This is a genomic window from Aquibacillus kalidii (assembly GCF_014280935.1).
Lineage (GTDB): Bacteria > Bacillota > Bacilli > Bacillales > Amphibacillaceae > Aquibacillus_D > Aquibacillus_D kalidii.
The window spans coordinates 124,911-135,198 of the sequence record NZ_JACLZI010000044.1 but is presented as its reverse complement, the minus strand read 5'-3'; the positions used below and the strand labels follow the sequence as shown (position 1 = coordinate 135,198).

Genomic DNA, 10,288 nt, shown 5'->3' with positions numbered 1-10,288 from the left:
ATAGGTCCAGTATCCCCAGTAGGTCCGGTAGGTCCGATAGGTCCAGTATCCCCAGTGGGTCCGGTAGGTCCGATAGGTCCAGTATCCCCAGTAGGCCCAGTAGGCCCGGTAGGCCCAGCAGGTCCGGTACCGCCAGTAGGTCCAGCAGGTCCGGTACCGCCAGTAGGTCCAGCAGGTCCGGTAGGCCCAGTAGGTCCCATTGCACCTGTCATTTCGACAGGCCTTGTACATACATTTATTTTATTATCTTTTTGCTTTACATTGCATCTGCAATTTTTATGCGCATATTCTCGGTGTTTTTTGCTGTTGCTTTTACAATCCTTATGTCCACATTTCCGACACTTTTTGTTTCTATATTTACAATCTTTACTTCTACATTCTCGAAATTTTTTATAGTCTTCATATTGTCCTTTTGATTGGCTCTTTTTTCTACGCAAATTATCAACCCCTTTCATTGTAATTACTCTTATATTCTATGAGATATGCTATAAATGAGAGTGGGGGAATTTATTATAAAAGTACTTATTTTGGAAAAAAGGGCAGCCTTTTTAGTAATGTGAAAATTGCCCATTTCACGTATTGTCATTGGAAAGGGATTAACCAGGCGAAAAAGAATTCCAATATCTATAATTAAAAAGTCTTTTATTAGGGACTTTTTAATTTGAATGAATAAAAATATGAACGAATGTAACAAAATTATTGGATTGAGCTCTTAGGTATGCTTTGGTTATAAAGGAGGTCATTCCCCATGCGAGCGTATACGAAGGATAGCCACCACACCTACGCCTAAGAGGAAGTTGCCCCTTGCTGTTATGGTTGATAAGAGAGAGGGACTGATCCCATAAAATCCACTTATAGACTTTTGCCAGTTTACATATGTTGTATGACTGTATCCTTTATATTAAAAATATAAAAAGAAAAAGATAAGCCTTTTGCTATTTATGTTACTTTATTCCATTAGTTGAATTCTGGCAATTGGGGAAATTGGTTAATCAAGTGGAAATAATACCACAATGTAGGAATACACAATCACAATAGGTGGTTAACCCAAACTAATCGTCTTTTTTCTTACATCGAATGGGAAATGCCAAGAGTTAATTGCTGTTGTATCAGGGTATTTATCAAAGTGTTATTAGAGGAGGTTCATCCTGACCTTGAAGATAAATGTATTGAGTATTTTTTATTAAATAGGAAATGCTATCATAACAAGAATAATGTAAAGGATGACCTTATAACTTATGATTTCCAAAAGGCACTTAGTCTTTAATTTCGTACTTATTTTTTTACCCTGGACCACTGTCTTTTTTTTAAAGAAATATAATTTCAAACGATTTTCATTAGCAGGGATGTTTATTGCCATTTTAGAGTTATTCTATCAGGTAATTGGGCAAAAGCGTAATTGGTGGGTGTTTTATGATAAGCCAAAATCATTTGTTAGGGATGTACTTCCGTTTGCTATAGGCCCGTATATGCCAATATCTATGTGGTTACTCAAGTTATCTTTTGGGAATGTTAAAAAATTTTTAGTATTAAACATAATTGCAGATAGTCTTTTTGCATTTCCAGGTGTTCAATTATTAAAGAAAATAAAAATAGCAAATTTGGATAGCTTAAGTCGAATTCAATTTTTCTTTTATTTATTCCATAAAGCTTTTATCCTTTATGGTGTACAATACTTAGTTGAGAGAATTAAAAATACTAGAATAAAGCAAGACTAAGATGAAAAATTAAAAATAACTCCGCGTAGATCAAAGGATTGATGTGAAAACTAGGAACAATTAGAGACAAACTTTAATTTGTTATAAGGACATCACTTTTTCGTGATTTTGGTAATGTCCTTATATCTACTATACATAATTTTGGCTAAAAGTTAGCCTGTGCAAGTTGATTTTGGAATATTCCATGTCTTGTTTTCTACTCATCCTCTAATATAACTTCATGTCTTGATTTTAATGGATTCCACCCCTTTAGATATAAAAATATATTTGCTTTACTATTCAAACAAGCATACCGAAATCTCTTAGACTTGTTTATTAGTGACATTAAAAATGTAAGAAAACATAATAAGCTTTATAATATAATTAGATATTTTTTATGTAAATAAGTGGGGGAACAATATGGGATTCAAGATAGTTATAGATAAAATGTATACAGAAGACTGGGATGAAGTTCGTGGCATCTATCTTGATGGAATAGCTACGGGAAATGCTACATTTCAAAAAGAAGCGCCAACTTGGGAACAATGGGATAACGCTCATGTACCAGAGTGTCGTTTAGTTGCACGGATAGCAGGGCAAGTTGTTGGATGGGCTGCTTTAAGTCCTGTTTCAAGTCGGTGTGTCTACTCAGGTGTTGGTGAAGTTAGTGTGTATGTTAGCCAATGGAGAAGTGGAAAAGGGATAGGTAGTCTACTATTAAATTCATTAATTAAAATTAGTGAGCAAAATGATTTCTGGACATTACAGTCAGGGGTCTTCCCAGAAAATAAGGGAAGTCTCCAATTACATAAAAAGTGTGGTTTTAGAGAAGTTGGGAGAAGGGAAAGGATAGGGAAAATGGATGGTAAATGGCGTGACACTATCTTGTTAGAGAGAAGGAGTAACAAAGTCGGTGTTAAGTAGAAGTTAACATTTTTACAAGAGTACAGAGTGGGAAGAAACAACACTGTCACCTTTAATATATTTGGAGGACTAATAAAAATTCCTTGATCTGCAATTAAGCCAGATCAAGGAGTTGTTTGTACGCTACTAAGATTCCTACAACGTATATCTTCTTAATAAATTACTTAATTCCTGGTTCAATTCTGTTAATTGTTCGGCAGATGTAGCTACGTTAGCGATCGCGCTAATTTGCTCATCGATGGAAGAAGTGATCTCTTGTACAGATGCGGCTGTCTGTTCTGACACACTAGACGCACTTTCGATTCCTTCGCTCATCTGTCTATTATAAGAGGTTATAATTCCCATTTCCTTATTAACAGTTTGTAATGCTTCGGCAATTTGCTTAACGGAAGCAGACATTTCCGTAAATTTATTTTCTGTTTTGCGTACATCATCATTTAATCCTTCAGCTGTCTTCATCGTGCCTTCTACCGTTTCAACTGTTTTAGTGGTTTCTGTCACTATTGCAGAAACTACCCCTTGTACTTGATGCGTTGCTTCTTTCGATTGTTCTGCTAACTTCCTTATCTCATCAGCAACTACGGAGAAACCTTTACCGTATTCACCTGCTCTTGCTGCTTCAATACTTGCATTTAGAGCTAATAAGTTTGTCTCTTCGGCAATGGTTTCAATAGTTTCCATCACTTGTGTAATTTGTTTTGTTTTGTTATTTAAGTTTTTGATTTCATCACTAATTTCTTGCGAAGCTGCTAATGAATTAGCATTTGATTGCTGCAATTGCTGAACAATTTCGATTCCTTCTAGTGAAACTACCTCAGTCTGCTTCGTAATGTCTTGCATGGTTTTACTTTGCTTTTCCAGGTTTTCTATAGAATTAGTTAACAATTCAACTCTTTGGTTTATTTCTTCCAAATCATTTGCTTGTTCCTGTGTACCTGTCGCAATTTCAGATATGGCTACACCAACCTCTTCGCTACTAGCGGATGTCTCTTCTGATATTGCAGATAAATTATTCGCTGAATCTAGTAAATGGTTACTAGTATTCTTAACATTTTCGATTAAAGTTCTTAATTGTCGTGACATTTTATTAAATGCACCTGCTAATTGGCCAATTTCATCACTTGATTCAGGCAAATTAGTTACTTGAACATGTCCTTCAGAGATTTGTGTTGATGCTTCTGCAACCTCTTTTAACAGTTTTACTTTTTTACGAATAGCTAAGTAAAATACAAGTGAACTAATGATGATGATTGCTGCAGTTGCTGAAAAAACAATATATTTTAAAATGTTTAATTCCTCAAAAAGTTCTTCTTGGAAAACTGCTATACCAATTGTCCAACCCCAAGGCTCAAAATATTCTGTATAGGCTGTTTTATCTTTAAATGACCCATCGGCTTGTTGATCAGAATAAACTACATAATGATTTGCTTCATTACTGGCTTTACTTCCTTCCACAATACGCTCACGATTACTTCTGTTTTGTTCATCTGCTGGAGCTCCACCTATTTTTGATGGGTGAATCTGTAATACTAAATCCGCATCATAGGCTAAAATATAGCCATTGTCTTTATAGGTGAAATTCGACTTTTGATAATCGTATTCACCATTTGCATCTGCTGGCCCGTTGAGAATAAGCCTAGCTTTCTCTTTTCCTTCTTCTAGTGTTAGTTCACCACGTTCAACCTGTTCATTTATCAGTTCTAGTGTAGTGTACGCACCTTTCACAATACTTTGTAGATCACGTTCTCCTGCATTTAGGAGCTGATTTTTCGCAACAAAATAACTTGTTGAACCAATAATCCCACCTGTTGCAATAATGAGCATTGTAATTAAAAGCATTAATTTACTAGAGATACTCGCTAATTGAAACTTCCCCTTTTTCATTTGCTTCCCCCCAAATTCACGTTATAGTCTATAGTCATTATATCGACAAAATTCTACATGATTGAATATTATCTGTGCAATAATTTATCTGATAAATTACCTTTTTCATATTAAGATAATTTGTTCATAAAAAATTGGATAATTATGATAAAGTAAAAGTGTCAACTTATTGCTAAAAAACACATGAAATTCTATATTCAAAGGAGAAAGTGACTATGCCAGAACCTAATAAAGATTCCTTTCACGGTAGAAATCGAGATGGAAAAATGGCAACTATTTTTGGAATAACTTTCTTTATACTATTGGTAATATGTTTTGTATTGGGACTTTATTTTTTTGGAATAGTAGGAGTTTTCGAATTGCTCGGTGTTCAGTATAAGTCTATCTGGTCATTATTTATTTTTGTATTCAGTTTTTTTATACTCGGGATCTTTGTTGAATTATTTACCAAAGTGTTCTATGAGCTCTCTACCCGAAACATAAACGGTATAGCAACGTTGTTTTTCATTCGTATCAGCTTTGAAAGTGCATCGAACTGGCTAGTACTTTTTATGGTGGATGAATTTATGAGCAGTATCATACTATCTTTGAGAATAGAGATTATAATTGCATTGTTGATTGCTCTAGTGGAAATTGCTATAGACGATACTAAGGAATAACTTACGTGTTTTGATGTTCTTCGTATATTAGAGTAAGTTCTTAAAAATCTTTGTAAAATAGATAAACATAGCTGTCTTGTTTATAATTCTAGCTTACATAAATATGGGTGGAGGAGAAACTAGATATGTATTTTAGAACAGAATTAAAGGTGCTACCTATTTCGGAATTGGGAAGTTACTAACGAAAAGCTTGTGAAAAAAGTTTCGCAAATCACTTAATAGTGGAAGAAAAAAGGAAAATTTATTTAGAACATTTTTTGTGACAGCTGTAGTTGGGGAGCTATAAATCATGCTGATAAGGATGAGGCGAAAGAATACGTTCAATCCAAGCATATTTAGTTGATTGTTTAAGGAAAGAAGAATTGCCGTATCGTGGTTCACATATATATTATGGTGGTATCTATGTGATGGATTGGTAGCAAAACTGGACTTTTATGATGACCATTGTGGCCCATGTTTTATAAGTCGTGTAGATAAAGTGTCCTCAGATTAGGTAAACTTTTTTGAGGAACTAAGTAAAAATGTAAAGCTTGTTTTTAAGGAAGGAGCTAAGAATATCCATTCCTAGCCCCTAAAGTTGATTGCCTAGTGGTGCTTATGGTGACTATTAGAAGTATTATCAAGTTCTACCTCATCGTTCAATTTTGGTACAAAGTCTCCGACAGTAAATTGTTTAGTTGGCATAACAGAGGAATTATTAAAGCTTGCTGAAACCTTAAGGAGATAGAGACCGTTTCGATCAAAGGTAGTTTCTACCCCATATCTCCCATTTCCCCAGTTTTCAGCGCTTAGTTCTGTGATAACATCTTGCTCATCTTTATTCCAAATAGTAAACATAACAGTTTCAAGACTATCGACTGCCTGTCCATTACAGGTTAGAGATATCTCAAGTCTAGTATTTTGGTTAGGTTCAATTGATTCCGGAACAAGAATGTCTATTTCAAGTGGTGTTTCTTTGGAATAATGGTCTTCTGCATCTTCTTGGACGACTTTTGTTGAACACCCAAATAATAGTATAGATAGCAGTATGATAGATCCAATACGAAAGTATCTCATTTAATAAGTTTTTCCCCTTTTTAAGACTATGCTTGGAATAAATGCTTAAGTCGTGGTATTCGCTGTATGATAAGCCAATCGATTATCCATAGCATAAGAACGGAAAGCCCGAATAACGGGAAGAGTATTCCAAATATAACAAGGATAATGAATAGTTTTTTGATTTTTAATACACTAGTAGATTTCGGTGCGCCAAAATGGCCATCTGGCTTGCGCTTCCACCAAAGCACGATACCGCTGATTACTAAAACAACAATGCCCACACAGACAACTAGCCCAATAATTTGATTGGGTAATCCGTATTCTAACCCCTTATGAACTGTGATCCCCCATGCCATTGCTTTTCCAATCGGTTGATAATCGTTATAGCGATAGTCAGCTAATATTGCACCTGTGTACTGATCGATATGGAGTGTTGCTTCGTCTTTCGCTTTTGGGGGAAAGACTGATATGGAATAGACACCCTCTGGAGTTCGTGGGTAAATAACCTCATACGTAGGATAAATATTTTCCTTGTCCGTAATTGTAATAACGTCGTCTATACTTAAGGGAAGATAGCTTTGTTGATCAGATGAAGGTACTTCTAGGTTTTGTGCTGCCCATGGAACATCAGCAATTTCCTTCGTTTGAATGCTAGAAGAAGGCGCACTTCCTACCCAAATAGAAGGTGGATATCCTAGTCCATTATTCGTCATTAATGTTTGTACCTTTGTACCCCAGAATCCCGACCACAGCAGTCCAGTTATAACAAGAAAAGTAATCGCTACAGACAACCAAAATCCTGGTATTGCATGAAGATCTCTTATTAGAATGCGCTTGCCGGATTTGAACCGGGGAAGAATAGTGCCGAAAATCTTGAATTTAGTTTTTGGCATCCATATATACATTCCTGTTAAAATCAATATTAGTGTCCAACAGGCGACTAATTCTACGATTCGATCCCCGAATGTACCTAGCATTAACTCACCATGGAATTCTTCGATTCGGTCAATAATTCGATGTTGATCGTTTAGTTCCCCAACAATTTCGGCAGTATAGGGATTTACAAAGATTGTTAAATAATTCCCATTATTATTAACCTTTACTTCAGCAGAACGTGTAGTTCCTTCACCAGGTCTATACCGTGTAATTTCTGCCTCAGGGTATTCTTTCTGTACTGCTGCGATATGAGTGGAAGGAGGGAGCTTTTCCTCTTGTTCAACGACATTAAGATAGTCGTCGTATAGAAATTGTTCAATCTGTGGCTTAAATAAATAGATTGATCCTGTAATGGCAAGCATGATCAAAAACGGCGCTATGACAATTCCACCATACATATGCCAACGCCAAATGATTTGAGAAATAGAACGTCTAGGTCTCTTTTCGACTTCCTTATTGTGTTTGTTCAATAGTTAGTTTCTCCTCTTGATAGTTTTTCAAATTTATTAAAATCACTTTATTCTAGCAATATAAATCCTAAAAAACTATGGATATATTTAAAACTTTATCAACTTATAAGTAGAAATATTTTATCTAAACAATGCTATAACTAAATTCGTACAATTAGTAAGATTTTTCTTGCAGTCTTTCTGACAAACACAGTGAAAAAAGTTATAATCCTTCTATTAGGTTAAAATTATTTAAAAGTGAGGTGTATACCTTGAACAAAATCGATATGAATGATAAAAAATATACGATGAAAACTGCAAATAGGGAAGCGCTTATTGGGATTGGTCTAGTCATTTTTCATTTTATATGGTGGTTTACATTTGCTTATGGATTTGGAAGCCGTGACGTTTCTGACTACAAGTATATTTTCGGTTTGCCAGCATGGTTTTTCTATAGTTGTATTGTAGGTGTAATCGTCATTTCTGTATTAGTCTACATAGTGGTCAAATTCTTTTTCGAAGAGGTATCATTGGATCTAGAGGAGCTTGAAAAGAAATGAATTGGGAAGCATCAGTTACATTATTTGGTACGATCGCACTTATATTTTTAATAGGATTAACGATAAGTCGGAGAGAAAAGGCAAGCGAATCATTTGTACAGGATTACTTTTTAGGTGGCCGTAGCCTGGGTGGTTTCGTGTTAGCTATGACGATGACAGCTACATATGGAAGTGCAAGTAGTTTTATTGGTGGTCCAGGAGTTGCCTATAACGAAGGATTAGGTTGGGTATTGCTGTCTCTGATACAAGTTGCGACTGGGTATTTTACTTTAATGATTTTAGGGAAAAAGTTCGCGATTGTGACGCGTCAATATAGCGCCATTACGTTGGTAGACTTTTTGAAAGAACGTTATCAGTCAAAATGGGTTGTTTTATTATCTTCCTTTAGTATTATCGTGTTTTTATTTTCTACGATGGCTGCCCAGTGGATTGGTGGAGGTAGGTTGATAGAATCGCTAACTGGATTATCCTATCATTCAGCTTTATTTATTTTTGTCATAACTGTATTGATTTATGTTACTTTAGGTGGTTTTCGTGCGGTTACAATTACCGATGCTATTCAAGGTAGTATCATGTTAATAGGGACCATCATTCTACTAGTTGCAGTTATAATAGCAGGAGGTGGGATACCTTCTATTATTTCTGATTTACAACAAGTCAATCCAAACCTAATCACTCCTTATGGTGCAGATGGGTCATTAACGCCAGCCTATGTATCATCATACTGGGTATTAGTTGGAGTCGGTGTAGTTGCCTTACCGCAGATTGCCGTTCGAGCGATGTCGTATAAAAGTGCAGCAGCTTTGCACAGGGCAATTATTATTGGAACGATCGTAGTCGCTGTGATTATGTTAAACATGCATCTAATTGGTGTTTTTGCTAGAGCTATTTTGCCAGGAATTGAAGTTGGAGACAGAGTGATGCCGTTAATCGCACTAGAAGTCTTGCCTCCATGGTTGGCAGGCTTTGTATTAGCGGCCCCATTAGCAGCCATTATGTCTACGGTCGATTCCTTATTGTTATTAGTAAGTTCTACTATTGTAAAAGATATTTATATTAATTACGTGAATCCCAATCCATCCCGAAAAAAAGTACAACGAATAAGTATGGGAGTAACTGCCGTTTTAGGTATCATTGTTTTTCTGATGGCAGTAAACCCACCTGATTTGATTATCTGGCTCAACCTTTTTGCTATTGGGGGATTAGAGGCAACCTTTATTTGGCCAATCATTATGGGGATTTATTGGAGAAAAGGAAACAAGTATGGAGCAATAGCGTCCATGATAGCTGGAATTGCTTCCTATATCGTATTCCAATCATTCTACCCACAACCATTAGGAATGCATTCAGTTGTGACCTCTATTATTCTATCATTGATTGCTTATGTAGGGGTTAGCTTAAGTACAAATTATAAATATTTAGGGAACTAATGCCTTAAAAATAGTGTTTAATTTAGGTATGAGTATAATGAAGAGTATGTTTTAGACAAGTCACTTTTGAATGACATGATCCTGATGTAAATTCTCTTCTGACAAAAAACAAATGTGTTAAAATCTATATGTTCAAAAATAATTAACCTATGCTATTCACAAAATTAAAGTGAAAATGAAAGTTATAGAAGATAAATAGGAGTGTTTTGTGTTGCGGTGTAATTGTGATAATAAAGAAACATTTCAGTTGAAGCTTGAAGGTGATGTGGATACAGACCCGATTTGGTGTGGGGAATGTGGAGTTAATATCACTTTACAAGAACTGCCTATATCAAGGGAATTAAAAGCAGAACTAGTGGAATGGGTAATGATCTACGATGAATGGATCGACTGGAGTAAAGACAGGTTACGTCCTAACGGTATTGAATTGGAGGAAAAGCATAATAAACTTGGTCAACAACTTACGGAGAAGTTAAAGCAAGAACTAGGTGCTAAGTATAAGGTCGCATTTGCACCTTCTTTGTCAGCGAGAATGTATGTTGGTTTAGATTTCTAATTATCCGAGAGTATTATACGAAATAACGTTCGTTCCTAAACAAGGCGCTAACCAAAAGGATTAGCGTTCTTTCATGACGAGTTAGTGTTTAAATAAGTAATGCACACATTCAATGTAGTGTCCTAGTATAGTTTGTAATACAAGGATATTAATAT

9 protein-coding genes and 1 pseudogene are annotated in these 10,288 nt (G+C 35.5%); 6 read left to right on the top strand and 4 right to left on the bottom strand.

The features are described from left to right. Positions 1 to 437: pseudogene (locus H7K77_RS12990) on the bottom strand (hypothetical protein); the annotation flags it as partial. Positions 438 to 1,346: 909 nt separating this feature from the next. On the opposite strand from H7K77_RS12990, the gene H7K77_RS12985 reads away from it, so the two are divergent. Both H7K77_RS12985 and H7K77_RS12980 read left to right on the top strand, forming a co-directional pair. After that, positions 1,347 to 1,718 (top strand): hypothetical protein, encoded by a 372-nt coding sequence (locus H7K77_RS12985; protein WP_235988932.1) that lies wholly within the window; start codon positions 1,347 to 1,349, stop codon positions 1,716 to 1,718. 399 nt (positions 1,719 to 2,117) lie between these two features. Then, entirely contained in the window at positions 2,118 to 2,621 is a 504-nt protein-coding gene (locus tag H7K77_RS12980) for a GNAT family N-acetyltransferase (protein ID WP_186578263.1), read from the top strand. 135 nt (positions 2,622 to 2,756) lie between these two features. Here the strand turns inward: H7K77_RS12980 and H7K77_RS12975 are convergent, their stop codons facing one another. Then, positions 2,757 to 4,505: a methyl-accepting chemotaxis protein gene (locus H7K77_RS12975; protein ID WP_186578262.1), complete on the bottom strand. Its 1,749-nt coding sequence runs from the start codon at positions 4,503 to 4,505 to the stop codon at positions 2,757 to 2,759. A gap of 215 nt (positions 4,506 to 4,720) precedes the next feature. Here H7K77_RS12975 and H7K77_RS12970 point away from each other — a divergent pair, with 215 nt between their 5' ends. Then, positions 4,721 to 5,164, top strand: a complete 444-nt coding sequence (locus H7K77_RS12970) for a YrvL family regulatory protein (RefSeq protein WP_186578261.1) — start codon at positions 4,721 to 4,723, stop codon at positions 5,162 to 5,164. Between the two features lie 585 nt (positions 5,165 to 5,749). On the opposite strand, the gene H7K77_RS12965 is transcribed toward H7K77_RS12970, so the two are convergent. Together H7K77_RS12965 and H7K77_RS12960 are read right to left on the bottom strand one after the other, a co-directional pair. Then, a complete protein-coding gene (locus H7K77_RS12965; RefSeq protein ID WP_186578260.1) occupies positions 5,750 to 6,220 on the bottom strand; it encodes a FixH family protein in 471 nt (156 codons plus the stop codon). Positions 6,221 to 6,246: 26 nt separating this feature from the next. Then, entirely contained in the window at positions 6,247 to 7,608 is a 1,362-nt protein-coding gene (locus H7K77_RS12960; RefSeq protein WP_235988931.1) for a PepSY-associated TM helix domain-containing protein, read from the bottom strand. A 266-nt stretch (positions 7,609 to 7,874) separates the two neighbouring features. On the opposite strand from H7K77_RS12960, the gene H7K77_RS12955 reads away from it, so the two are divergent. From H7K77_RS12955 to H7K77_RS12945, 3 genes are all read left to right on the top strand, one after another. Beyond that, the gene (locus tag H7K77_RS12955) at positions 7,875 to 8,147 is read left to right on the top strand and encodes a YhdT family protein (RefSeq protein WP_186578278.1); all 273 of its coding nucleotides are present in this window, start codon (positions 7,875 to 7,877) and stop codon (positions 8,145 to 8,147) included. After that, the gene (gene panF, locus H7K77_RS12950) at positions 8,144 to 9,577 is read left to right on the top strand and encodes a sodium/pantothenate symporter (RefSeq protein ID WP_186578259.1); all 1,434 of its coding nucleotides are present in this window, start codon (positions 8,144 to 8,146) and stop codon (positions 9,575 to 9,577) included. Before H7K77_RS12955 ends, panF begins: the two co-directional genes overlap by 4 nt. Positions 9,578 to 9,788: 211 nt before the next feature. Continuing rightward, entirely contained in the window at positions 9,789 to 10,133 is a 345-nt protein-coding gene (locus H7K77_RS12945) for a hypothetical protein (protein ID WP_186578258.1), read from the top strand. Positions 10,134 to 10,288: the final 155 nt, after the last annotated feature.